Annotated in this window: 25 protein-coding genes; 12 read left to right on the top strand and 13 right to left on the bottom strand. The window is 45.3% G+C overall.

Annotation, left to right across the window (positions count from 1 at the left end):
• Positions 1-36: 36 nt before the first annotated feature.
• Positions 37-333, bottom strand: a complete 297-nt coding sequence (locus OL444_RS04825) for a winged helix-turn-helix domain-containing protein (RefSeq protein ID WP_264734364.1) — start codon at positions 331-333, stop codon at positions 37-39.
• The gene (locus OL444_RS04820; protein ID WP_264734365.1) at positions 330-980 is read right to left on the bottom strand and encodes a hypothetical protein; all 651 of its coding nucleotides are present in this window, start codon (positions 978-980) and stop codon (positions 330-332) included. The genes OL444_RS04825 and OL444_RS04820 overlap by 4 nt, the downstream gene beginning before the upstream one ends.
• A gap of 198 nt (positions 981-1,178) precedes the next feature.
• Here OL444_RS04820 and OL444_RS04815 point away from each other — a divergent pair, with 198 nt between their 5' ends.
• The 3 genes from OL444_RS04815 to OL444_RS04805 all read left to right on the top strand — a co-directional run bounded on the left by OL444_RS04815 (position 1,179) and on the right by OL444_RS04805 (position 7,508).
• A complete protein-coding gene (locus OL444_RS04815; protein ID WP_264734366.1) occupies positions 1,179-3,623 on the top strand; it encodes a DUF5686 family protein in 2,445 nt (814 codons plus the stop codon).
• 12 nt (positions 3,624-3,635) lie between these two features.
• Positions 3,636-4,031, top strand: a complete 396-nt coding sequence (locus tag OL444_RS04810) for a hypothetical protein (protein WP_264734367.1) — start codon at positions 3,636-3,638, stop codon at positions 4,029-4,031.
• 228 nt (positions 4,032-4,259) lie between these two features.
• Entirely contained in the window at positions 4,260-7,508 is a 3,249-nt protein-coding gene (locus OL444_RS04805; protein WP_264734368.1) for a hypothetical protein, read from the top strand.
• A 99-nt stretch (positions 7,509-7,607) separates the two neighbouring features.
• Here the strand turns inward: OL444_RS04805 and OL444_RS04800 are convergent, their stop codons facing one another.
• Positions 7,608-8,777, bottom strand: a complete 1,170-nt coding sequence (locus tag OL444_RS04800) for an aspartate aminotransferase family protein (RefSeq protein WP_264752006.1) — start codon at positions 8,775-8,777, stop codon at positions 7,608-7,610.
• Between the two features lie 112 nt (positions 8,778-8,889).
• Between OL444_RS04800 and OL444_RS04795 the strand changes: the two genes are divergently transcribed.
• Genes OL444_RS04795 through OL444_RS04785 form a run of 3 tightly spaced genes read left to right on the top strand, consistent with a single transcriptional unit; the run spans position 8,890 to position 9,784 of the window.
• Entirely contained in the window at positions 8,890-9,426 is a 537-nt protein-coding gene (locus OL444_RS04795) for a gamma carbonic anhydrase family protein (RefSeq protein ID WP_264734370.1), read from the top strand.
• Positions 9,427-9,469: 43 nt separating this feature from the next.
• A complete protein-coding gene (locus OL444_RS04790) occupies positions 9,470-9,619 on the top strand; it encodes a hypothetical protein (RefSeq protein WP_264752005.1) in 150 nt (49 codons plus the stop codon).
• A 12-nt stretch (positions 9,620-9,631) separates the two neighbouring features.
• Entirely contained in the window at positions 9,632-9,784 is a 153-nt protein-coding gene (locus OL444_RS04785) for a hypothetical protein (RefSeq protein ID WP_264734371.1), read from the top strand.
• On the opposite strand, the gene rsgA is transcribed toward OL444_RS04785, so the two are convergent.
• From rsgA to OL444_RS04760, 5 genes are all read right to left on the bottom strand, one after another.
• Positions 9,785-10,720: a ribosome small subunit-dependent GTPase A gene (gene rsgA / locus OL444_RS04780; protein ID WP_264734372.1), complete on the bottom strand. Its 936-nt coding sequence runs from the start codon at positions 10,718-10,720 to the stop codon at positions 9,785-9,787.
• A gap of 142 nt (positions 10,721-10,862) precedes the next feature.
• On the bottom strand, positions 10,863-11,873 hold the full coding sequence (locus OL444_RS04775) for a vWA domain-containing protein (protein ID WP_264734373.1): 1,011 nt from the start codon (positions 11,871-11,873) through the stop codon (positions 10,863-10,865).
• 93 nt (positions 11,874-11,966) lie between these two features.
• A complete protein-coding gene (locus OL444_RS04770; RefSeq protein WP_264734374.1) occupies positions 11,967-12,953 on the bottom strand; it encodes a DUF3290 domain-containing protein in 987 nt (328 codons plus the stop codon).
• Positions 12,954-12,977: 24 nt separating this feature from the next.
• On the bottom strand, positions 12,978-13,847 hold the full coding sequence (locus OL444_RS04765; protein ID WP_264734375.1) for a DUF58 domain-containing protein: 870 nt from the start codon (positions 13,845-13,847) through the stop codon (positions 12,978-12,980).
• Positions 13,848-13,927: 80 nt separating this feature from the next.
• On the bottom strand, positions 13,928-14,929 hold the full coding sequence (locus OL444_RS04760; protein WP_264734376.1) for an AAA family ATPase: 1,002 nt from the start codon (positions 14,927-14,929) through the stop codon (positions 13,928-13,930).
• A 239-nt stretch (positions 14,930-15,168) separates the two neighbouring features.
• On the opposite strand from OL444_RS04760, the gene OL444_RS04755 reads away from it, so the two are divergent.
• From OL444_RS04755 to OL444_RS04740, 4 genes are all read left to right on the top strand, one after another.
• Positions 15,169-15,510, top strand: coding sequence for a hypothetical protein (locus OL444_RS04755; protein WP_264734377.1), 342 nt, complete (start codon positions 15,169-15,171; stop codon positions 15,508-15,510).
• 14 nt (positions 15,511-15,524) lie between these two features.
• Positions 15,525-16,187 carry a peptidylprolyl isomerase gene (locus OL444_RS04750; protein WP_264734378.1) on the top strand — a complete coding sequence of 221 codons (663 nt, stop codon included), beginning with the start codon at positions 15,525-15,527 and terminating at the stop codon, positions 16,185-16,187.
• Positions 16,188-16,285: 98 nt separating this feature from the next.
• Positions 16,286-16,666 carry a glycine cleavage system protein GcvH gene (gene gcvH / locus OL444_RS04745; protein WP_264734379.1) on the top strand — a complete coding sequence of 127 codons (381 nt, stop codon included), beginning with the start codon at positions 16,286-16,288 and terminating at the stop codon, positions 16,664-16,666.
• Between the two features lie 136 nt (positions 16,667-16,802).
• A complete protein-coding gene (locus tag OL444_RS04740; RefSeq protein ID WP_264734380.1) occupies positions 16,803-17,198 on the top strand; it encodes a VanZ family protein in 396 nt (131 codons plus the stop codon).
• A 64-nt stretch (positions 17,199-17,262) separates the two neighbouring features.
• Here the strand turns inward: OL444_RS04740 and OL444_RS04735 are convergent, their stop codons facing one another.
• From OL444_RS04735 to prfA, 3 genes are all read right to left on the bottom strand, one after another.
• Complete coding sequence (locus OL444_RS04735) at positions 17,263-17,943, bottom strand: YiaD family glycine zipper/OmpA-like lipoprotein (protein ID WP_503827219.1); 681 nt, start codon at positions 17,941-17,943, stop codon at positions 17,263-17,265.
• A gap of 236 nt (positions 17,944-18,179) precedes the next feature.
• Complete coding sequence (locus OL444_RS04730) at positions 18,180-18,773, bottom strand: hypothetical protein (RefSeq protein WP_264734382.1); 594 nt, start codon at positions 18,771-18,773, stop codon at positions 18,180-18,182.
• Between the two features lie 171 nt (positions 18,774-18,944).
• Positions 18,945-20,009, bottom strand: coding sequence for a peptide chain release factor 1 (prfA, locus tag OL444_RS04725; RefSeq protein ID WP_264734383.1), 1,065 nt, complete (start codon positions 20,007-20,009; stop codon positions 18,945-18,947).
• 98 nt (positions 20,010-20,107) lie between these two features.
• Between prfA and OL444_RS04720 the strand changes: the two genes are divergently transcribed.
• Positions 20,108-21,253, top strand: a complete 1,146-nt coding sequence (locus OL444_RS04720; protein WP_264734384.1) for an amidohydrolase family protein — start codon at positions 20,108-20,110, stop codon at positions 21,251-21,253.
• Between the two features lie 9 nt (positions 21,254-21,262).
• Positions 21,263-22,372 (top strand): mechanosensitive ion channel family protein, encoded by a 1,110-nt coding sequence (locus OL444_RS04715; RefSeq protein WP_264734385.1) that lies wholly within the window; start codon positions 21,263-21,265, stop codon positions 22,370-22,372.
• 98 nt (positions 22,373-22,470) lie between these two features.
• Here OL444_RS04715 and OL444_RS04710 read toward each other — a convergent pair whose 3' ends face one another.
• Both OL444_RS04710 and OL444_RS04705 read right to left on the bottom strand, forming a co-directional pair.
• Positions 22,471-22,980, bottom strand: a complete 510-nt coding sequence (locus OL444_RS04710) for a thioredoxin domain-containing protein (RefSeq protein WP_264734386.1) — start codon at positions 22,978-22,980, stop codon at positions 22,471-22,473.
• Positions 22,981-22,990: 10 nt separating this feature from the next.
• Positions 22,991-23,509 (bottom strand): MerR family transcriptional regulator, encoded by a 519-nt coding sequence (locus OL444_RS04705; protein ID WP_264734387.1) that lies wholly within the window; start codon positions 23,507-23,509, stop codon positions 22,991-22,993.
• Positions 23,510-23,568 lie beyond the last annotated feature (59 nt).

Below are 23,568 nucleotides of genomic sequence, written 5' to 3'. Positions count from 1 at the left end.
GCACTTTGTATTTCAAAGTAAAAAGACAAAAAAAATTTATTTCGTGAATTTGATCATGTATTCCAGGGCCACCAGGTGCCCTTTAAAGGCTTTTTCCCCGGCGCTGGTAATAGCGTAGGTAGTATTGGTTTTACGCCCAATAAAGCCTTTATGTACTTTCAGATAGCCGTTTTCTTCCAGTGTATTGAGGTGGGAGGCCAGGTTACCATCTGTTACCTCCAGCATCTGTTTAAGGTCGTTAAAATTTACCTCATCGTTTACCATCAATATACTCATCACGCCGAGGCGTATACGGCTTTCGAATATTTTGTTTAAGTTACCTATCGGGTTCATGATATTGATTGAAGGCTTCCTTTTCTTTCATATTTCCACCACATCAATGCTCCGTAAATGATGTGCAGTAATCCAAAGCCAATGGCCCAAAAATACAGGCCTTTACGCAAAAAGAAAAGATTAACTATTCCCAGTATGGTTTCCAGGATACCCAGGTAACGTACATCCGGCAACGTATACTTGCTGGTATTAATCAGTGCCAGTCCGTAGAACACCAGGCAGGTAGGTGCTACCAGCGTTTCCAGGTGATTAAACAATAACCCGCCTATAAAAGCGCCACCTGCTGCCAGTGGTAACGCAACATTTATCAGCACATTCCTTGCTGTACGATCCCATATCGGCAATCCATTCCGCCGGGCTTTCCGCCACGTAAAAAATGCACCACCGCATAATGCTACTATCATCACACAAAATCCCAATACAATCAGACGGAATTTCAACAACTCAAAATCGTCATGATTATGTACACCACTGGTATTCCAGCGATAGTAATAATCCACCAGCCATTTACGGGCAATGGCCGCTCCTGCCAGCGCACTGATACCGGCAGAAATGCCACTCAATCCACTCAGCGATAAAAAGCGGCTGCTGCGCTCCATCATGCGCCGGATATCACTTAAAGTCTGCAGATGTTGCTGATCTGTCATATTCGAAAAGTACTTTGCAATACAAAGTTAGAATAATATTTGCAATTCCAAAATATAATTTTTTGTTATAACGCCCTTACCTACGGGAAAGCGGTACGTACGATAAGCGCAAAAAAGTATAATATTGTTGTAGATATGATAGGCTGGAAAAGAATATTAGCTGCAATAATTGGTGTAAGCATTTGTTGTTCAGGCTTGATGGCGCAGACTTTTAAAGTGAGCGGAATTGTAAAAGATGCGCACTCACAGGAAATCATTCCCTTCGCGACCCTCCAGTTTGTGGGTACACAAATCGGCATGGTGAGTAATACGGATGGGAAATATGTGTTTGAACTCGGTGCGATCCCCGCTGATTCATTACTCGTAAGGGTAATGGGATATAATTTGCTTAAATTGCCCGTTGACCGCAGTCAGAAAGAACAAATAATCAACTTCGAAGTAACCCGTTCCGACCTTTCTTTAAAGGTATATGAAATAAAAGCGAACGTTAACTTCGCACTCATCCTCCTGAAACAAATTGTAAGACATAAACCAGAGAATAATTATAACCGGCTCGATAATTATAAATACCAGATTTATAATAAACTGGAGCTGGATATGAAAAATCTGAACAAGGTAAAATTGAGTAAAAACCGTTTTACCAAACCCTTCTCTTTCATCCTGGATAACATCGACAGTACCTCAGAGGAAAAGCCTTTCCTGCCTATCTTTCTGACGGAATCCCTGTCTGACTATTACTATCAGTCCAAACCCCATAAAACCAAGGAAATCATTAAGGCTGCCCGCACTTCCGGTATTGATAACGAAAGCGTTACCAAATTCCTGGGGGGCATGTATCAGAATATCAACATCTACGAAAACTTTATACCGGTATTTGATAAGCAATTTGTCAGTCCCACGCACCATAACGGCGCTTTCTATTACGACTACAAAATCGCAGATACCCAGTATGTAAATTCACAGCGGTTCATCAAACTCAACTTCACTCCTAAACGAAAAGGGGAGAATACGTTTATTGGTGATCTCTGGGTGCATGATACCACTTATGCGATCCAGAAAACCACACTGTCAGTACCCCGCGATGCGAATATCAACTTCATTCATAAAGTAAGCCTGGTACAGGAATTCAAACAGCTGCCCGACAGCACCTGGTTTCTGTATAAAGATAAATTCATCGCGGATTTCTGGGCGCCCAGTCCGCGACCGGGTAAACAAATTGAATTCATTGGCCGCAAAACTACCAGTTACGATGAAGTCGTGATCGGCGATACCGCCGTTACCAACATCTTCAACAATAAAAAATACCCGCAGAACATCGTCATTCTCGATAGTGCGCGTAAACGGCAGGATGCTTTCTGGACATACAACCGACCGGATAGTCTCAGTAAAAACGAACAAAGTATTTACCGCATGGTAGACACCCTGCAGAAAATGCCGCTGTTCCAGAAGTACTCCAATACCATCCGCTTCCTGGCCACAGGCTATAAACCTTTCGGACCACTGGAGTGGGGGCCTTACTACTATGCCTTCTCTCAGAACCGGCTGGAAGGATTCCGCCTCCGGCTCGACCTGGGTACCACGCCTAAATTCAACAAAGACCTGTACCTCTATGGTTACCTCGCCTATGGTTTCAAAGACGAGGCCTATAAAGGCAAGATCTCCGCATTATGGCTGCTGAAAAGACATCCCCGCACGTATGTGTATGGCGCCTACACCCGCGACCTGGATAACGGCACCCATTACTACGATGAAGTAGGTACCGATAATATCTTTACACTGGCTATCCGTAAAGGCGGAATACCGCAGAAGTTCTTAATGGTAGATGAAAAAAGAGTAGAATTTTTCAAGGAATACTACAGTGGTTTTTCTCATCAGCTATCTTTCATACACAAACAGGTAAGACCATTTGAACCTTTGCCTACAGCAGATTTTTATCCCAAAGGTGTCAATGGCCGTGATCCGCTGACTTCTGCAGAAATAGAACTGAAAGTCCGGTATGCTTTTCATGAAGAATTCCTGGAGGGCAATTATTACCGCGTTAGCTTAGGCAGTAAATTCCCCATTGCTGAATTTAAATTTGCACTGGGCATCCCAGGTATAGGACGCAGCGGACAGCAGTACGAGCGCGCTTCCCTGAGCATCTCAGACTATGTGAAGCTGCCACCGTTTGGCTCTTTCTACTACAATGTTTTCGGTGGAAAAATTTTCGGCACCCTGCCGTATACCGGACTGGAAGTACATCCGGGCAACGAAATTTACTACTATAACAAATATGCCTTTAACATGATGAACCGTTTTGAGTTCATCAGTGATCAATACGCCGGTTTCAATATAGAACACACGATCGGCAATGGTATCTTTGGTTATATTCCGCTCATCAAAAAGCTGAAATGGCGGCAGTTCTGGACAGCCAAAGGGGTTATTGGTTCACTCTCTGAATCCAATAAACAACTGAACATGAACAACGGTTATACCTTTAAAACCCTGCAGGGAAATCCTTATCTGGAATTAGGTACCGGTATTGAAAATATTTTCAAATTCCTGCGGGTAGATTTCATCTGGCGGGTAACCCCGGCGGTATCTCCGGAAGAACCGATCAACAAACGTTTTGGTGTATTCGGCAGTTTCAAGTTACAGTTCTAAAATATAGTTATCATGGTGAAAGATATTACGCATGCTACCCTTTTCGAAACCCTGATGAGTGGCGATATAGATGGCAGTCCCTATCATCTTCATCATGATTACCAGTGCATCAAAATTGCATACGACACCACAGAAAAAAGGCTGGAGCTTCGCTTCATCAATGATGACGACCGGATCGTACTGGAGTTCAAACAGGCCACCATTGCTTCCTTCCGGTTTAATCCACTCAAACTGAGAACCTGCGACACCTTGATAAGTTTTCACCGGGGCGAATTTCTGCGGAACAACAACCTACATGAAGTAACAGAACAAGGCGAATTTTATTTTCTGCTGGAACTGCTGGAAGATGATGCCATCACCGTTTTCGCCAAACAAGTGTTGCTGAGAAAAAGCAACCTGAATTCCTGATCCTCATCATTCACTGCTTCCGGTATAGCACTACGTGAAATGAGAAAAAGACATTAACTTTAAACCGGAACCAGTCCGCTTATTCCTTTGTGAAAAGCGATCATTGCGTTAACCACCAGCAGACCAATATCTATATCCCCAACAAACGGAGCAACATGCCATAGCTGTTTGTGGATGGATGCAACATACTGATAACAATATTTTTTGTCAACCTTTTCCCGGATACGTATGAAATATTTTCCCCCGGCTATTTTACAGCTTTTTGTATGGGTGTTACTGCTGCCGCCATTGGTGCAGGCGCAGGTAAATACGCCCCAGTTTACCAACTATATGATCCCCCCGCCACCCAATGCCGCAGCACTGGGCCGGTATGGCGAAATACCGGTAAATTTAAACACGGGAATTCCCAATATTGATGTTCCGTTACTGGAAATCAAGAGTGGCCGATTCACGCTACCGGTTTCATTAAGTTATCATGCCAGTGGTATCAAGGTAGGCCAACTGGCTTCTCAAACAGGGCTGGGGTGGGCTTTAAATACAGGCGGGTGTATTACCCGCAGTATAGTAGGACTACCGGATGAAGGTGTGTTTGGCTTTAACAGTATCAAATCGCGGGGCGGGCTGCCTATGGGCTATGAAATGCAGAGCCTGGGAGATGCCTTTCTGTTAAGATATGTAACCGGCAAATTTGATACGGAATCTGATTACTATTATTACAACATACCCGGCAGATCAGGCAGGTTCATGTTTTTTGATACGGTCTATAGGACCATCCCTTACTCTAAATTAGACATCAGGGATACCCGAGGCGCGGAATTCAAGAAAAAAATTACCGATGAAAATGGCTATATCTATGAGTTCAATGATGTGGAAGAAGTGCAAACGCAGGGTAGCAATGCAGAAAACCCTCAGTTATCTCCACAGGCCTGGTATATCAGTAAAATAACCTCTCCGGAAGGAACAGACTCCATCCTGTATGAGTATGAAAACCATAATTATTTCGTGCCCGTACTGGAAATACAGGAAACGAAAAAAGTACCTTACCTTACTAACGCGGTACTGCCGATTATTGATGAAAAGGTAACGCTCACACAATATGTAAAAGGAGTACTACTAAAGGCGATCAAAACTAATTCCTCCAGTACACGCTTTTTCTATTCCGGCCGAACGGATAGCGAGGATAAAAAACTGGATTCTATTTTACATACGGATGCCCGGAATAACAGGATTCGGAAATATACGTTCAGCTATAGTTATTTTTCCCGCAATGGTCCCCTCAAATTGGACTCCGTAATAGAAACAGGAAGCACTACAGCGAGTAAACCAGCTTATACATTTGAATATGATCAACCTGATAACATACCCGCTGGTTGGTCTGCTTCACAGGATCATTGGGGTTATTATAACGGTGCCGATAACCGTACCCTGATTCCGGCCATCATGACCAATCAGGGAGAAGAGATCTTAGCAGATCGGGAGAGCAATCGGGCATATATCACTGCCGGGGCGCTGAAAAAAATCACCTATCCCACTGGCGGATATACTGCATTTGTTTTTGAATCCAATGACCACAGTAATATACTCGGCAGGCCACTACCAGATGCACCCATTACGGAAACCTCTTCCATAGATATGGAACTGTATTATAAAATTAATGGTCCGAAAAGCACTTCCGACACACTGACGATCAATATGGCGCAGCGAGCACAGCTCTCTTATTCCTTTTCTAACTGTGTACCAACATCACCAGGATGCACCTCATATGCAGGTGAGGCACCAGGAGTAAGCGTAGAAGTCAATAGGCTTTCTGATGGGATAAATATATATTTCGCCTATGCTACTGAACCCAATAAGTTTAACAGTAAATCAGCAGATATACTCCTACCTCCTGGCAAGTATCAAGTAAAATTAATGGTAAGCAGTCCTTATGATGCAGGCATTGTTTCTCTTATCAGTAAACGCCTGGTACGCATGGAACCCGTCCGGTTTAAACCTTGCGGGGGCATCCGGATTGCTACAATCACCAACTATGATGGTATCAGTCATACGAATGATGTCATAAAGACCTATCGCTACACCCTGCCCGACTCCGCCTGCAGCAGCGGCACATTAGGGGCAACACCCAGCTACGCTTATTCATACACCCAATATACCAACACCGAACAGCCAGGTCCCATTCCTTCTTTTTGCGGACAGCCCATTACCTACCATTGCTATACCTCCTTTTCTCAGTCCGTATTAGGCAGTGCACAGGGTGGTCACGTTGGCTACAGTTGTGTGACGGAACATTTATCTTCGAAAGACACTACCAATAAGACAGTTAGTTTCTTTACCACCGCAATTGACTATGGCGATTTCCGGATAAATGATGCACCCTTCCCCAATCCGGTAAGCTTTGATTGGAAGCGGGGATTATTAAAGGAAAAACAGGTATATGGGCCCGGTAATAAATTAGTGATGAGAGAGAAAAAAGTCTATGCCACTTCACCTAAGTTTCAATATGAACTACCCAACTTCAAAGCCAGCCAGGTGAGCTTTTGCGAAACACCTTCGCAGAATGCACAAGGCCAATACAATGAAATAAGATTTAAAACACACTATTCTACCCATGTAACGGAATGGCAGTATCTACTGGCGGATACCATCGTTTATTATAGTCCGAACAGTAATGACTCCCTTCGTACCATTAGCACCTATGCCTATGATACCAGTTCCTTAAATCCGGCCATCATTACGAAAACCAGTAGTGATAAAATCATTGCGGATTATTTCAAATATCCATTCAACTATACGATTACCGGCACTGGTAACAACAATATCACAAAGGGTATCCGGAACCTGCAAAACAAGTATATCATCAACCCGGTGATAGAAAAATATACGACTGTCAACCGTGGTGCCGATACGAGCGTCATCAGCGGCCAGTTTATTTCCTACAAAGCAGCACAACCGTTTCCTGACACCATTTTCCGGTTGGAGACCAGTACTGCGCTCAAAAACTTCACACCGGCTGCCGTGAGTAATAATATACTGAACAAAGACAGCCGTTATCAACCGGAATTAATATTTGACCTGTATGATACGAAAGGCAATGTATTACAGCAACACAAAGCCAACAGTTTCCCGGAATCATTCATCTGGGCATATGACAATCAATATCCGGTGCTGAGTGCATCCGGTGTGGATTACAGCACCCTGCAATCCAATACTAACATCAGTCTGTTAAACAGTACTTTTGATGATCAGCAGATCAGCAGTCAGACGACTGCATTGCGCAATAATTTCTTATCCCAACCAATACTGATAAATACCTATACATTCAGGCCATTAATCGGTATGACCCGCGCTACTGATCCCATGGGTAAAACTGTTTATTATGAATATGATACTTTCGGCAGGTTGAAACTGATCAGAGATCAGGATGGTAAAATCCTGAAACAATTCAGCTATCAATATCAGCAATCTGTTACGCAATAAGTGAGGTAACAGTATCCTGCTTTTTATATAAATGAAAGCCGCCACGCAGATATATTACTTGCGTGGCGGCTTCGTTTATTTATAATTTATATCATGCCATTATTCCGCGGTTACGGCATCCAGCGCTTCACAGATAATCATACAGGCATGTCTGATTTCCGTTTCCGTAATAATCAATGGTGGTGCAATACGCAGACACTCCGGTGCAAACAGGAACCAATCTGTAAGCACACCTTTTTCGATACAATAGTCGATTACTTTTTTATTAACAGCAAAGCTTTCCATTTCTATCGCCATCATCAGTCCCAGTGACCGCACTGATTTAATAGCCGGATGTTGCAGTCGTTCGTGGAAGAGCTGTCCTTTCGCCTTTACATCTTTGATCACATCCATTTCCAGCAGGGCGTTGAAGCCAGCCAGGCCCGCGGCACAATTCACCGGATGCCCGCCAAACGTAGTGATATGGCCCAATACAGGGCTATTGGTGAGCGACCACATGATGTCGCGGGAAGCAATGAATGCGCCCAGTGGCATACCGCCGCCCAGTGCCTTACCCAGTACCAAAATATCCGGTGTAATACCATGTTGTTCAAATGCCCACAAAGTACCATTCCGTCCCAGGCCGCACTGTACCTCATCCAGTATCAGCAGGGCGCCGGTAGCGGCGCATTTATCACGCAAAGCGTGTATCCATTCCCGTTGTGGAACAATCACACCGCCTTCCGCCTGCACACTTTCTGCAATCACGGCAGCGGTTTTATCTGTAATCTGTTCCAGGGATTCGTAGTTGTTATATTCCAGGTGCCGGATACCGGGCAACAATGGCCGGTAGGCATTCCGCCAGTATTCATCGCCCAGGATGCTGAGGGCGCCCTGGGTAGAGCCGTGATAGCTGCGGTTAAAGGCAGCAATCTCTGTTTTGCCGGTATAACGTTTCGCCAGCTTCATGGCGCCTTCTATCGCTTCCGCACCGGAATTGGTAAAGAATACGGAATTCAGGTCAGCGGGTAGCTGCCGGGTAAGTGCCGTGGCAAATGCCACCTGCGGCGACTGTACAAATTCTCCGTATACCAGCAGGTGCATATATTGTTCTGCCTGATCCTGTATGGCTTTTACGACTGCAGGATGACAATGTCCGATATTACATACGCTGATACCGGCAATCAGATCCAGATACTGTTTGCCCTTTGCATCCCACATGTACATGCCTGCTGCTTTTACTATTTCCAATGCGAGTGGTGCATCAGATGTTTGCGCTACGTGCTGCAAAAAAAGTTGCCTGTTATTCATAAATCACTTGCTGCTGTTCCCGGCGAAGTTAGAAAACAACTGCTAATTGTTAATTGTTATATTTGTAACCTAAGCATTAAAACATATCATTATGGCATTTATTATTCCATTAAAAGGTATTACCCCTCAAATAGGAGAAGACAGCTTTATAGCCCCCAATGCCACTATTGTAGGCGATGTGGTAGCAGGTAAGGGTTGTACATTCTGGTTCAATGCCGTGGTAAGGGGAGATGTAAACAGTATCCGCCTGGGCGACAATGTGAATGTGCAGGATGGCGCAGTTATTCACTGTACCTATCAGAAATCAAAAACCATTGTTGGCAATAATGTTTCCATTGGTCACAATGCCATTTTACATGGTTGTACGGTAGAAGATAATGTACTGATTGGTATGGGCGCTATTGTAATGGATCATGTACACGTGAGCAGCAACAGCATCATTGCGGCTGGCGCCGTAGTACTGAGCAATACCCATATTGAACCAGGTACCATCTATGCCGGCGTGCCAGCCAAAAAAGTGAAAGACATCGACATGACCCTGATTAACGGAGAAATCAACCGGATCTCCAAAAACTACAGTATGTATGCCTCCTGGTATCAGGAAGACGAAGTGAACGAAACCCGGTAATTCACGTTACAAAAAAAGATTATATTGCAGGTAAAATATCCCTATGAAAACAATATTATGCCTGCTTTTATTAGGCTGCATCCTGTTACCCGGCTGCTCTTCGCAGAAAACAGGATGCCCGGCCACCAATTACTATACAAAAGAAACTAAGAAACAAAACCGCAAAGCGGGCAAACAAATGCGTTTATTCTAAAAAAGAAAGTATATGCGCAAACCTGCCCTCTTTGTATTGCTGTTATTGTCAGGCATGATATTACTGACTTCCTGCCGCACCCGGAAAAAAGGCTGTCCGCAGCCCAAACGTAACTGGGGCGCAGAAAAGGTGTTGGACGAACTGAATAAACCTGGGAAGCACTGATTAATATAGCTCTTCCTGTATGGTTTCCAGTATGGTAGCATAACTAACATAGCGATCTACCTCTATCTCGCCGGCTTCCACCGCTGCTTTTACAGCGCAGCCGGGTTCATTGAGGTGCAGGCAGTTATTGAACTGACACTGCTGAATATAAGGCTGCATTTCCAGGAAATAGTGCGATAATTCTGTTTTAGGGATATCTACAATCCCGAACTCCCGTACGCCCGGTGTATCTATTAAACGGCCGCCAAAAGGCAGGTCATACATTTCAGCAGAAGTGGTGGTGTGTAATCCTTTGCCGCTCCATCCGCTCACCGCTTTGGTACGCAGTGCCAGTCCCGGCATCAGTCCATTGATCAACGAAGACTTTCCCACACCGGAATGTCCGGAAATAAGGGTGGTTTTATCTTTCAGCAGCTCCTGTACATCATCCACGCCATCACCGGTGGCGGCAGCAATGAGCAGTACCTCATAACCGATGTTACCATATAAAGCCGCTATCTCTTCAAATTTCTCCAGCTCTTTATCCCGGTATATATCTTTCTTGTTGAATACCAATATCACGGGAATGTGATAAGCCGCGGCGGTTACCAGGAAACGATCTATAAAACCCAGGGAGGTCCGGGGATCTTTGACAGTACATACCAGCACGGCCTGATCCAGGTTGGCGGCTACAATATGTTTTTTATTGCGGCCATGCGGCGAACTGCGGACAATATAATTCTTACGGGCGCCAATATCCGTGATCATGGCATTTTTGGCATTGGCATCGCTGTCATCCGGTGCAATCTCCACCAGGTCCCCTACTGCAACAGGATTGGTGGAAGTAATGTTTTCATCAATTTTAAAAACACCTTTCATGCGTGCCTGGAACATTTCACCTGCAGCTGTTTTTACGGTATACCAGCTCCCCGTTGATTTATATACTGTTGCTTGCAATAGATCTGATTTATTATGCCCTCAAAGTTAAGCATTACCCCCTTATGAAATAAAAATTACGCATGGTACAGCGGTTACAGGGGTAAATGCCCCTTATCTGGCTGCTGCGCCATGCGTAAGATATCTTCAACCGGGCCATCCTTTAAGGAAGGCTCTTGAATAAAGTATAGCGTAATACCACCTCCAGGAAAATACAACCCAGGGCAATCATCGCCAGTAAAAAGAAATGTTCTGCAAAACGTTTGTAGGAAGTGATTTCCACCTTTGTTTTTTCCAGCTGATCAATTTCAGCATAGATATTTTTAAGGTCATTGTTATTGGTAGCGCGGAAGTATTTACCACCGGTTTCTTTAGAAATCTTGTTCATGAGCGGCTCATCAATCTGTACATCCTGCATGACCATCTGCACGCTGCCATCAGCCATGGGCATAGGGAAGGGGGCCTTCCCGGTAGTGCCTACCCCAATGGTATATACCCTTATTTTAAACGCTTTGGCTATTTCCAGTGCTGTCAGCGGATCTACCAGCCCGGTATTGTTCACCCCGTCGGTCAGCAGGATAATCACCTTGCTTTTAGCGTGACTGTTACGTAGCCGGTCTACCGCGGTAGCCAGTCCCATCCCAATAGCCGTACCATCCTGCAACATGCCGCTTTTCACCTGCATGATCTGGTTCTTTAATACGGTATGGTCTGTGGTAATGGGGCATTGGGTAAAGCTTTCGCCGGAAAATACCACCAGGCCTATACGGTCGCTGATACGTCCGTCCACGAAGTTCATGGCTACTTTTTTGGCCGCTTCCATCCGGTTGGGCTGCAGATCTTCCGCCAGCATACTACCGGAAATATCTATAGACATCACAATGTCGATCCCTTCACTATCAATATTCTCGGAGGTATTGGAGGTCTGCGGTCTTGCCAGGGCTACCACCAGCGCGGTGTAAGCCAGCAGGCGCAATACCAGCAGCAATGGTCTGAAACGTACCTTCCAGGACACCGGCAGGCCTTTCAGCCCATCGATGGAGGATACCATCATCACTCCCTGCTGTTTTTTGCGGCGGGCATAGTACCAGTATATCATTACCGGAACCAGCAACAGCAGCCAGAAAAAGGCCGGGTGAGCAAATTCAATATTTTTCCACGTTGAGAAATTCATTACTTCTGATTAAGATCCGTTTCAAAAGCGGCGCTGGCAATATCCTGTTGTAGCAGGATGTGTACGAAGCCGCTTTAATATTAGTTCCAGTGATTACGCTTTTTTCCCTGCTACCTCCTCAGGCGTGCTTACCGGTTCCTCTTTAGGCCGTGTCCATTCCAGGATTTCTTCCGCCTTCACCATACAGTCTTCATGCTCATCTGCAGTAGGCTGTAACTTGGCGAATTTGGCCAGATCCGCAATAGCCAGGATACTACGAAGTTTATCGCGTTGCTGGTTTAACTTGGTTACCGGTTTGATATGTTGCAGCAGCTCTTCACTGGTTTGTTCCAGCGCAGCGATGCCAAACTGGTGTTCAAAATAAACACGCAGAATATCTGTCAACCGGGTATAGTATTGTTTTATATTTCCCTGCTGCCACAACTTTTCTTCTTTCAGCATTTTCAGTGCCTGCTGCGCCACCTCGTAAGGCGTCACCGTAGGCGTATGCACCACAGGTACTTTTTTAGGCCGGCGACGGAAATACCATATCAGGCCCACGATCAGCAGGGCTGCTGCCGCACCGATAACGATATACAACCAGTAATCCCAGATATTCCAGGGCACTGTTTGTATGGCTTTAATAGGTTTGAAGGCTTTGGTGGTATCTACAGCCACTGTTGTTACATCAATACCTACAGGGGCTGTCACCAGGGAATCCGTTACACCGTTGCCGGTAATGACTTCAAATTTCACGGGTGGTATCTCCCAATGACCGGAGTCGAAACTGGTCAGCGTATAGGTTTGCCGGATTACTTTAAGATCCTGTTGGGAAACGGTATCCGGCGTTGCACGGGATACTACTTCGAAATGGTCGAGGGAATCCGGCAGTACCGGGAATAATATTTTAAAACCGGCGTCTTTGAATTGTGCAGCAGACAGGGTAGCGGTAAGATGCAGTTTGATCTGCTCTCCAATCCGGATACTGTTGGTATCAGTATGGGCCGCCACTTCCGGTGACTGTGCCAGCAGACTGAAAGGATACAACAGCCCCAGTAAGCAACATAAAACGATACGCCTTATAACTTGTTGTTTATACATGTTTAATATGCTCTCCTTTATAACTTATGCCCTGTTCAGGAAAAATGTTTGCAACGCCTTCACATAATCCTCATCGGTACGTATGCTCAATAACTCTGCTCCACTTTTCAGAAACGCATTTTTACAATACTGTCCGTGCCGCATGAACTGTTGTTCATAAAAGTGTCGTACCCTTTTGTCGGAGGTATCTACCCACTGCGTAGCGCCGGTTTCAGCATCCGCCACCTGTATCAATCCTACCGGCGGCAGTTCTTTATCGCGCTGGTCATACACCTGTACGCCTACCACATCGTGCCTTTTGGCGGCGATGTTGAGGGCATCCTGGTAGTTGCCAGACAGGAAGTCGCTCAGCATGAATACGATACTGCGTTTTTTAGTGGCATTATTAAAAAAGCGCAGGGTTTCTTTTATGTTGGTTCCTTTTCGTTTAGGCGTGAACGATAGTAGTTCACGGATAATAAACAGGATGTGGGATTTACCTTTTTTAGGCGGTATATATTTTTCCATACCGTCGCTGAAAAAGATGACCCCTACTTTATCATTATTTTTGATGGCAGAAAAAGCCAGTACCGCACAAAGTTCCGTGATCAGGGCACGTTTGTCCTGTTTTTTGGTACCAAAGGAAGAACTTTCACTTACATCTACCAGCAGCATCACGGTCAGTTCCCTTTCTTCTTCAAACACCTTTACAAACGGGTGATTGAAGCGTGCGGTTACATTCCAGTCGATCGATCTGACATCATCCCCGAAATGATAATCCCTTACCTCACTGAACGACATACCCCGGCCTTTGAAGGCGCTATGGTATTCGCCTGCAAAGATATGATTGGTCAATCCTTTCGTCTTGATCTCTATCTGTCTTACCTTTTTTAATATCTCGGCTGTATCCACCATGTGAAAATATAAATTACGTATCAGGAATAACGGGTCTTATAAAGATACCCGTTGATGATTACCATACCGGCCTGTTGCTGTTATGGTACTTCCACCGCATTCAGTATTTCGCTCAGGATGTTTTCGCTGGTAACGTTTTCCGCTTCTGCTTCGTAGGTTAAACCCACACGATGACGCATTACGTCGAAGCATATACTGCGTACATCTTCCGGAATCACGTATCCGCGGCGTTTCATGAAAGCATAGGCTTTAGCTGCCCAGGCCAGGTTGATGCTGGCTCTTGGTGATCCGCCGTAGGAAATCAATGGTTTCAGTTTACCCAGTTTGTATTCTTCCGGATTACGGGTAGCAAAAACGATATCGATAATATATTTTTCAATTTTCTCATCCATATACACTTCGCGTACCAGTTTGCGGGCTTCCACGATATCGGAAGGCTGGATAATGGGACGGATAGGTGCGGATATTTCCGGATTGAGGTTCTGCCGGATGATGTGTCTTTCTTCTTCTTTGGTAGGATAACCGATCACTACTTTCAGCATGAAACGGTCTACCTGTGCTTCCGGCAGGGTATAGGTACCTTCCTGTTCAATCGGGTTCTGGGTAGCCAGTACCAGGAAAGGTTCATCCAGCTTGAATGTAGTATCACCGATGGTGATTTGTCTTTCCTGCATGGCTTCCAGCAGGGCGCTTTGCACCTTTGCCGGGGCACGGTTGATTTCATCCGCCAGGATAAAGTTGGCGAAGATGGGCCCTCTTCTTACAACAAATTCATTTTTCTGCTGGTTGTAGATCATGGTACCCACCACATCCGCAGGCAACAGGTCAGGTGTAAACTGAATACGGCTGAATTTAGCGTTGATAGCGGATGCCAGCGATTTGATAGAGAGGGTTTTGGCCAGACCGGGTACGCCTTCCAGCAGTACGTGGCCCTGCGCCAGTAAACCGATAAGCAGCCTTTCTACCATGTAACGCTGACCCACAATTACTTTACCCAGTTCCATACTGAGCAGATCCACAAATGCACTGGCCTGGTGGATCTTTTCATTCAGTTGCCGGATGTCGGACGATGTATTTTCCATGCTATTAATTTTTCAGGTGTGCTAAAATAAACATTCTCTGGTCAAATAAAACTTATTACTATGTGAAGATGCCGTTAAAATGCTGTTAAACTTGCTACCGTGGCTCATCTTCACTATAGCTACTGCCCGGAAGGTACCCAAATTAATAAAGCGGCCGGTATTTATATAATATTTTTCTGCATAACGTACATTTGCGGAAACACGCGGATAACCTGCTGTTATCCGTTAAAAGTGAAAATATGATGGAAGATTTTGCGCAGCGCTGGCAACCAGTGGAAGATATGCTCACGGAGCGGTTTGGTAAAAAACCAAATATGGAAGCTATTCTTTTCCTGATAGGCGTCAATGAACTCAACAACCTGAAGAAAAAATATACCAAAGAACAGAAACAGGACCTCATGCACGTAGCCGTATGTACGTTGTTAAGCCAAAGCGGCTACTTCGAACGGGACGGCTTCGACCAGGATGGATGGCCGCATTTCAGGGAATTACAACCGGTGCCTAAAATGGAGCTGACCGAACAGGAACAGTTTCTTAAAGAACATGTAATTGCTTATTTTACAAGTGAACACGAAGCATAAGCAATATACCCTTTATGAAAAAACTTTTACTCCTGAGTACCCTGCTGCTGGCTTTCACCCTGCTGACAACTGCCAAAAACAGGAAAGTTAAAGTGATCACGCCCTACGGCACAATGGTGATCCGGCTTTATGACCAGACTCCCAAACACCGGAACAACTTTGTAAAGCTGTCCAGGCGGCACTTTTTCGATAGTACCCTGTTTCACCGCGTCATCAAAGACTTTATGATCCAGGGCGGCGATCCCGATTCCAAACGCGCCAAACCAGGCGATACACTGGGCAACGGTGACGTGGGATATACCATTCCGGCCGAATTCCAACTGGACCTGTTTCACCGCAAAGGTGCGCTGGGTGCAGCCCGCGAAGACAATCCGGACAAAGCCTCTTCCGGTTGCCAGTTTTACATTGTACAAGGAAAGGTGTTTACAGACGAACAACTGGACAAACTGGAGAAAACCCGCCTTGGTGGCCGCAAAATCCCTGTTGATCAGCGGGAGGTATACAAAACGGCAGGCGGCAGCCCGCACCTGGATCAGAACTACACGGTATTCGGCCAGGTGATTAAAGGCATGGAGGTAATCGATAAAATAGCGGCACTGAAAACAGATGGTAATAACAGACCACTGCAGGATGTACCCATGAAAATAAGGGTGATAAAGAAGTGGCTGTTTTTTTAAACTGCCGGAAATGATCAATTACCTTTCATTTTACGACAAAATTGGTAATCGTTATTTCCATCATTCTATGTATTTTTACGGCTCAAAATCAAAAAAATATGAATTTTCCGTCAAATCTGCGTTACACCAAAGATCACGAGTGGGTTTTATTAGAAGGTAACACAGCTACCATCGGTATTACTGAATTTGCACAACGCGAATTAGGCGATATAGTTTTCGTTGATATTCCTACTGTAGGTAAAACCCTGGGAGCAGAAGAAGTATTCGGTACCGTAGAAGCTGTAAAAACAGTATCTGACCTGTTCCTGCCTGTTGCTGGTACTATTGCTGAAGTAAATCCGGAACTGGATGGTTCTCCGGAGTTGGTAAACCAGGAGCCATATGGCGAAGGCTGGATGGTTAAAATAACCGTTTCCAACCCTGCTGACGTGGAAGCCCTGCTGGATGCAGCTGCATACCAGGCACTGGTTGGCGAATAATAACGTCACAACGCGATTATCATTAAAGATTATATACAAAAAGACAATGGTCTACGTTATCAATTACGGGTCCATTGTCTTTTTTATTGAACGTGCTTTCAGGAAACCATATTAACATGACTCTAATACTGCGAAAATGCTAAGAACCTGGAAGTTTTATATTCCGGCCATACTTTGGACGATTGTCATTCTTGTTTTATGTACCATGCCCGGCAACGATATTCCTACCAACTCTTTTTTTCAAAAAATTCATTTTGATAAAATTGTGCACTTTGGTTTGTTTGGTGGTATTGTGCTGTTTTTCAGCCTCGCCATTTACTGGCAGAAAAAACATATCAAGGGGATTACTTTATTTTTCTTTGTACTGATGGCAGCCATCTACGGCCTGGCCATTGAGTTTATCCAGAAATACTGGGCCATCAACCGCAGCTTTGATATCATAGATGTAGTAGCCGATACGCTTGGCGCCATCGCAGGGGTATGGGTATTCAAACTGGTAGTGCGGTTATTCTTCCGCAAAAAAGAGCAATAAAAAAATCCCCCCTGAAACCAGGGGGGAATATATATCTGCTTATGAGAAATAAATATTTTCAGTATTAGTACTGACCCGCTTCTTTCTTCGCGTCAGTTTTCATCTTGTCATTGGCAAAGATAGAGAACTCGCAACGACGGTTAGTAGCCCGGTTAGCGTCTGAATCGTTCGGTACTTTAGGCTGGGATTTACCATACCAGAAGCCCTGGATACGATTACCCGCCACACCCTGAGATTTCAGATAAGCTACTACACTGTTGGTTCTTCTTTCAGATAAACCCATGTTGTAGGCGTCTGTACCTTTATCATCGGTATGACCTTCCACACGTACATAAGTATCAGGATACTTGTTCAGTACTGCAGCCAGCTGACGGATGTTTTCCTTCGCTACCGCAGACAGATCTGATTTATCAAATCCAAATAATACACCCGCATCAAAAGTTACGTTGATACCTTCTCCTACACGTTCAACGGTAGCATTAGGCACTTCATTTTTAATTTCCTGTGCCTGCTTATCCATTTTCTTACCAATCAAAGCACCACCTGCACCACCTAAAGCAGCACCAATGATAGCACCTAATGCAGTATTACCGGCAGCTTTACCAATAATAGCACCTGCAGCAGCTCCACCAGTTACGCCAATGGCAGCTCCTTTCTTAGTATTGTCCATGCTCTGCCAGGTTTTACAGCTGAACAACATGGTTACAGATAAGACCACGGCTACCAGAACATTGATTTTTTTCATCATAATAAGTTTAAACATGAAGGTTTTTTAGAATTAATCCCGTTTTACAGTTGAATCGAAAACTTTGGTAACAAATATATTGCCAATTCCATTTTCTTTATATAACACATTGATTAATAAAATCAAATAGGAATAAAAAAAATAACAATTGAAATAATGAATATTTATTTATTTTAATATGTGAGTAACCAGACAACAGCCGTACAGGCGATTGCCTCACCTATCCGGACAACCGATTATCCCAACAGGCCTTTCAATAATCCACCGATACCACCACCATCATTATTGGTGTTGTTACCTTGTTGCTGGCGGGCGCCATTGGATAACAATCCTTTCAGGTCATTAAAATCCACATCTCCGTCTCCATCCTGATCCAGACCACCTTTTAATTTACCCAGTATCCCCTGGAGGTTGATCCCCTGGGTAGAACTACCCGTCAGGGAGCCCAGAATACCATCCAGACTGAAACTGCTGTTGGCAGGGTCGTTGGTTTTGTTGATGAGAGATCCCAATACGCCGGGAATCAGGGAAGCCGCCAATTGCTGCGCCACGCCTTTATCCAGGTTGAATTTTTCCAGCAGGGTACCTACAAAATTGTTGGAAATATTACTCACCAATGGATTAGTTGCCACGTTGTCTCCGCTATGTCCCCCCAATAAAGAGAGTACACCAGCTGCATTACCATTGGCCAGCTCCTGCTGTAAACCGCTGGTGATGGATTCAGTCGCAGCACCAATTACCGCGTCATTGTTTTCATTAGGTACAGCAGGGTTATTCACCACCGTGTCCTGTGCCTGTTCCCGTACGAGTTGCATTAATTGCTCTAACATATGTCTGATATGGATTTAATAAAGAGGAGAAATAGGATCTAATGTTTTGGAGAGACTCTAAATTACGAATTACGGATTAAAAACAACGCATTGGTAAGAAGATTTAACGGATCATAATCACCGTATATCGGCTCACCAATGCGTGACAATTAGGGCGTAATTTATATCTTTTTAGCTTCCCTGCTTCAGCTTTTCTGCGTTTTCGGCAAACTGCAGGGCATCTATCATATCTTTTATTTCACCGTTCATAAAGGCATCCATATTATATACGGTCATGCCTATGCGGTGATCGGTTACACGCCCCTGTGGGTAGTTGTAGGTACGGATCTTCGCAGAACGGTCACCGGTAGATACCAGACTTTTACGTTTGGAAGCAATCGCGTCTTCATGCTTACGTACCGCTGCTTCGTAGATACGGGTACGTAACATCTTCATCGCTATTTCCCGGTTGGAGTGCTGGCTACGTCCTTCCTGACACTCTACTACCACACCGGTAGGAATGTGTGTCAGCCGGACAGCTGATTCGGTTTTGTTTACGTGCTGACCACCTGCACCAGACGACCGGAAAGTATCCATTTTGATATCCGCCTCACGTACATCCACGTCTACTTCTTCGGCTTCCGGTAATACGGCCACCGTAGCGGCGGAGGTATGTACCCTGCCGGAGGCCTCGGTAGCCGGCACACGTTGTACCCGGTGTACGCCTGACTCAAATTTCAGGGTACCGTATACATCGTCGCCATTTACTTCCATCACAATTTCCTTGTAACCACCAGCAGAACCGGGGTTTTCACTCAACAAACTGGTAGTCCAGCCTTTCAGCTCGCAGTAACGCAGGTACATGCGGAACAGGTCACCCGCAAACAGGCTGGCTTCATCACCACCGGTACCGGCCCGGATTTCCAGAATCGCATTTTTCTCATCCTGCGGATCTTTTGGTATCAGCAGGTTACGGATCGTTTCTTCCTGGGCGGTTTTCTGCTCCTGCAGTTCTTCTGTTTCCGCCTTGGCCAGTTCACGCATTTCTTCATCACCACTGTCCAGTACTTCTTTATTAAAAGCAATATTGTCCAGCAATGCGCGATAGGCGTCATACGCCTTTACGATCTTTTCCAACTGACGGTATTCCTTGCTGAGCTGACCAAATTTTTTATTGTCACTCACCACGGCCGGATTGGTAAGGGCCAGCGATACCTGTTCGAAACGACCTTTTATAGCTTCCAGTTTGTCTATCATAATTATATTTGACTTTTGAGTATCATTCCCAATCAGGTAATGATACTGCTAATCGGGTTGCAAAATTAACACCATTAACTTAATTAAACAGCAGGTAATTGAAACAGATCAAATTAAAAGGAAAAGATATATTTGACGGGCAGCAGCTGTTGGGTCCGGACAAAGTACTCCTGTTGGACGAAAACGGTGTAGTAGCGGGCATTGTAGCCGAAGCGGCCGCCGGAGATAACGTGACGGAACTGGATGGAATCCTCTGTCCGGGATTTGTCAATACCCACTGTCACCTGGAATTATCTCATATGAAAGGGGTTATTCCGGAAAAAACCGGCTTACCGGCTTTCCTGACAGGTGTCATGCAATCGCGCAACAACGCTGTTCAGGACGTATCCGACCTCATAGCCCGGGCCGAACAGGAGATGTGGCAGGCCGGTATTGCAGCAGTAGGAGATATCTGTAATACCACGGCCACTTTACCGCAAAAGCAGCTGGGACGGCTCTATTACCATTCTTTTGTAGAGTCCATGGGGTTTGTACCTGCCGGCGCCGACAGCCGCTACACCCACAGCCTGGTTACGCTGGAGGCTTTCCGCACCATCAACGGACCTTTCCATCAGTGTTCGATTGTGCCACACGCGCCTTATTCCGTGAGTCAGCCCCTGTTCACCCAGCTGGCCGCCACCCCGCACAATACCCCTGTTTGCATCCACAACCAGGAATGTGCGGCAGAAAATGAACTGTATCAGCAGAAGACAGGCGACTTCCTGACGTTTTATCAAAACTTCGGCATCGACATCAGCGACTTCCGGCCCACCGGTAGCAACAGCCTGGAAGCTTATCTGCCTTACTTCTCCCAGCAAAAAATATTACTGGTACATAATACCTACACCACCCTGACGGATATACGGCTTGCACAGCAGCAACCAGTGGAAACGTGGTGGTGCCTTTGTCCGCAGGCCAACTTATACATCGAAAACCGCCTGCCCGACATTCCGCTGCTCCGGGAGCAGCAATGCCGCATCACCCTGGGCACCGATAGCCTGGCCTCCAACCATCAGTTATCTATCTGGGAAGAAATAAAAACCATCCGGACTCATTTTCCGGATATACCTTTGGCGGAAATATTGCAGTGGGCCACTTCCAACGGGGCACAGGCACTGGGCATCAGTAACCGGTATGGCAGCTTCCAAACCGGTAGCCAGCCAGGTGTAGTACTGATTAATAAAGACAGCAAGCGAATTTTATAGTGATTAGATATGAATGATTTTTTAAACCACATCTTTTTAGATAACCCGGTACAGGACTACCTGATCCTGCTAGGCGTTTTACTATTTGTCTTTTTTGTAAAAAGATTTATTTCCAAGGGACTGGCCACTATTTTATTCCGGCTCGTCAAACACTGGTCTCCTCAGATAGAGGAAAAGGATTTCATTGCGCTGCTGTTGCGGCCCCTGGAATACTTTCTGCTGCTGGTGACCTTCATGCTCACCATTGACCGGTTTACCTTCCCGCAGGTGTTGAATGTACATGTGTACAACAAAATCACCCTGCAAAACGTCACCGATACGTTGCTCAGCCTTGCGTTCAGCATGAGCATTATCTGGATCCTGTTACGGCTGATTGATTTCATTGCCCTCGTACTGGAAAAGAAAGCAGATCTCACGGAGGATAAAACCGATAACCAGTTTATTGTTTTCTTCCGGGACTTCTTTAAGGCTATTATTTTTATCATGGGGGCCATTGCCTTTATCCGGATACTGTTTGGTCCGGGGCTGGTAGAAAAGATCGTTGCGGGGCTTGGTATTGGTGCGGCAGCACTCGCCCTCGCTGCCAAGGAGAGCATTGAAAACCTGATCGGGTCATTTATTATCTTCTTCGACAAACCGTTTCGTGTAGGCGACAGCGTTAAAGTGGATTCTTTTCAGGGAACCGTGGAAAAGATCGGTCTGCGCAGCACCCGTATCCGTACACTGGAAAAAACCTTCGTAACGGTGCCCAATAAAAAAATGGTCGACAGTATTCTGGATAACCTGTCGCTCCGCACCCAGCAACGGGTAGCCTTAAAGCTCGAACTGGGCAGCGAAGCCCCTGCAGAAAGCTTACTGAACCTGTTAAAGGACACCCGTATGCTGCTGAAAGAAAATCCGAATGTACTCGCCGGCTTCACAGTGAACCTGAACGATTTTACCCGGGACACTTATAGCATACAGATTATTTTCAATACGTATATCATCGATGGGAACCAATATGCAGCCCTGCGCGAAACCGTCACACTGGGCATTATCCGCCTGCTGGGCGAGCATGGCCTGAAACTGCCTAATAATACCACGATCGTTAATATTTCCGGCCGGCCGGAGCTATCATAGCACTATTGATCGCACAAAAAAAGATCAGCGGAGATTAGGTGATTATCTCCGCTGATCCTATATCGCAGCAAATCTGCCGGAGCAGATTTTATATCAGCTTAGTGTTTTTCCTGTTCTTTTTTGGAGCTGTTCAGCAGAATGCGGGACAGATCGGCTTCAATAGACTCCTTAGGAGCCCCAACGATGCGGCCTTCTTCTTTACCTTCCTTAAACACAATGATGGTAGGTACTTTCTTGATTTTATAATCGGTAGGTGCTTCTGTTTGTAACCGTTGATCGGCGCCAAACAAGATCACTTGTTCTTCCGGACTACCGGCAGTAATCATTACTTTATACAACTGCGGAATTACCTGTTGGCTGGTTTCATCCCAGGTACCCATAACAGCCACCAGATTAAATCCGGAGCGGTTAGCCTTGATGTAGTTCAGCATATTGTCATTGGGCTGATAGTTGTTTACACCTTTGTAAAACCAGGTGGTATTACTATCATTCATCAGTGTTTTCATATCGATCTTGCCTTTCAGCACTTTGCCATTGCTGCCATTTTGCGCCCAGGCGAAGGAGGAGAACAGGAGGCCACCGCCCAATAGTAATGTTTTCAATCGCATAATCATTTTTTTATAATTGATCTTTCAGTTCTGTTAAAAATCCCCGTACTTTTAGCAAAGCCTGTACCATTTCAAAGTTACGGGCTGCGAGTTTATGATCTTCTTTTAATTTCTGCTTGGCGCCTTCGATGGTATACTTCCTTTCGCGCAGTAAATGATAGATCAGTTTCAGGTGATGAATGTCTTCCTGGCGGAACAGGCGGTCGCCCTTGCGGTTCTTTTTGGGTTGCAGTATATCAAATTCATTCTCCCAATAGCGTATCAGCGAAGTATTTACCTTAAACATGGCAGCCACTTCACTGATAGAATAATATTGTTTATCCAGTGGTAATTTATCCAACTCCATAATCAGGTCCGGATCTTCCGATAATTCTTTCAATGATTTACGTCCCCGCTTTTTACCAGGCAGCGGAATGATGGCAGGTACCTTTTTTTTTGCTTTTGCTTTTGCCTTAGCGGGCACCGATGCCACGTCCTTTGCCGGAGAAGGTGGCGTTCCAGGTGTCGAAAAGAGGTCTAGCTGTTGCATCTTGGTAAAAAAGAGGTGACTAATATCTTTTACAAAGATGAAGTTAAGCTTTTAGCTGG

It is taken from the genome of Chitinophaga nivalis (assembly GCF_025989125.1).
Lineage (GTDB): Bacteria > Bacteroidota > Bacteroidia > Chitinophagales > Chitinophagaceae > Chitinophaga > Chitinophaga nivalis.
This window is presented reverse-complemented; position numbering and strand designations above follow the sequence as displayed.

Bases quoted from the DNA above. Each gene is read 5' to 3' on its own strand.
- OL444_RS04825 (WP_264734364.1), bottom strand. From the start codon at position 333: ATGAACCCGATAGGTAACTTAAACAAAATATTCGAAAGCCGTATACGC.
- OL444_RS04820 (WP_264734365.1), bottom strand. From the start codon at position 980: ATGACAGATCAGCAACATCTGCAGACTTTAAGTGATATCCGGCGCATG.
- OL444_RS04815 (WP_264734366.1), top strand. From the start codon at position 1,179: ATGGCGCAGACTTTTAAAGTGAGCGGAATTGTAAAAGATGCGCACTCA.
- OL444_RS04810 (WP_264734367.1), top strand. From the start codon at position 3,636: ATGGTGAAAGATATTACGCATGCTACCCTTTTCGAAACCCTGATGAGT.
- OL444_RS04805 (WP_264734368.1), top strand. From the start codon at position 4,260: ATGAAATATTTTCCCCCGGCTATTTTACAGCTTTTTGTATGGGTGTTA.
- OL444_RS04795 (WP_264734370.1), top strand. From the start codon at position 8,890: ATGGCATTTATTATTCCATTAAAAGGTATTACCCCTCAAATAGGAGAA.
- OL444_RS04790 (WP_264752005.1), top strand. From the start codon at position 9,470: ATGAAAACAATATTATGCCTGCTTTTATTAGGCTGCATCCTGTTACCC.
- OL444_RS04785 (WP_264734371.1), top strand. From the start codon at position 9,632: ATGCGCAAACCTGCCCTCTTTGTATTGCTGTTATTGTCAGGCATGATA.
- OL444_RS04775 (WP_264734373.1), bottom strand. From the start codon at position 11,873: ATGAATTTCTCAACGTGGAAAAATATTGAATTTGCTCACCCGGCCTTT.
- OL444_RS04770 (WP_264734374.1), bottom strand. From the start codon at position 12,953: ATGTATAAACAACAAGTTATAAGGCGTATCGTTTTATGTTGCTTACTG.
- OL444_RS04765 (WP_264734375.1), bottom strand. From the start codon at position 13,847: ATGGTGGATACAGCCGAGATATTAAAAAAGGTAAGACAGATAGAGATC.
- OL444_RS04760 (WP_264734376.1), bottom strand. From the start codon at position 14,929: ATGGAAAATACATCGTCCGACATCCGGCAACTGAATGAAAAGATCCAC.
- OL444_RS04755 (WP_264734377.1), top strand. From the start codon at position 15,169: ATGATGGAAGATTTTGCGCAGCGCTGGCAACCAGTGGAAGATATGCTC.
- OL444_RS04750 (WP_264734378.1), top strand. From the start codon at position 15,525: ATGAAAAAACTTTTACTCCTGAGTACCCTGCTGCTGGCTTTCACCCTG.
- gcvH (WP_264734379.1), top strand. From the start codon at position 16,286: ATGAATTTTCCGTCAAATCTGCGTTACACCAAAGATCACGAGTGGGTT.
- OL444_RS04740 (WP_264734380.1), top strand. From the start codon at position 16,803: ATGCTAAGAACCTGGAAGTTTTATATTCCGGCCATACTTTGGACGATT.
- OL444_RS04735 (WP_503827219.1), bottom strand. From the start codon at position 17,943: ATGAAAAAAATCAATGTTCTGGTAGCCGTGGTCTTATCTGTAACCATG.
- OL444_RS04730 (WP_264734382.1), bottom strand. From the start codon at position 18,773: ATGTTAGAGCAATTAATGCAACTCGTACGGGAACAGGCACAGGACACG.
- prfA (WP_264734383.1), bottom strand. From the start codon at position 20,009: ATGATAGACAAACTGGAAGCTATAAAAGGTCGTTTCGAACAGGTATCG.
- OL444_RS04715 (WP_264734385.1), top strand. From the start codon at position 21,263: ATGAATGATTTTTTAAACCACATCTTTTTAGATAACCCGGTACAGGAC.
- OL444_RS04710 (WP_264734386.1), bottom strand. From the start codon at position 22,980: ATGCGATTGAAAACATTACTATTGGGCGGTGGCCTCCTGTTCTCCTCC.
- OL444_RS04705 (WP_264734387.1), bottom strand. From the start codon at position 23,509: ATGCAACAGCTAGACCTCTTTTCGACACCTGGAACGCCACCTTCTCCG.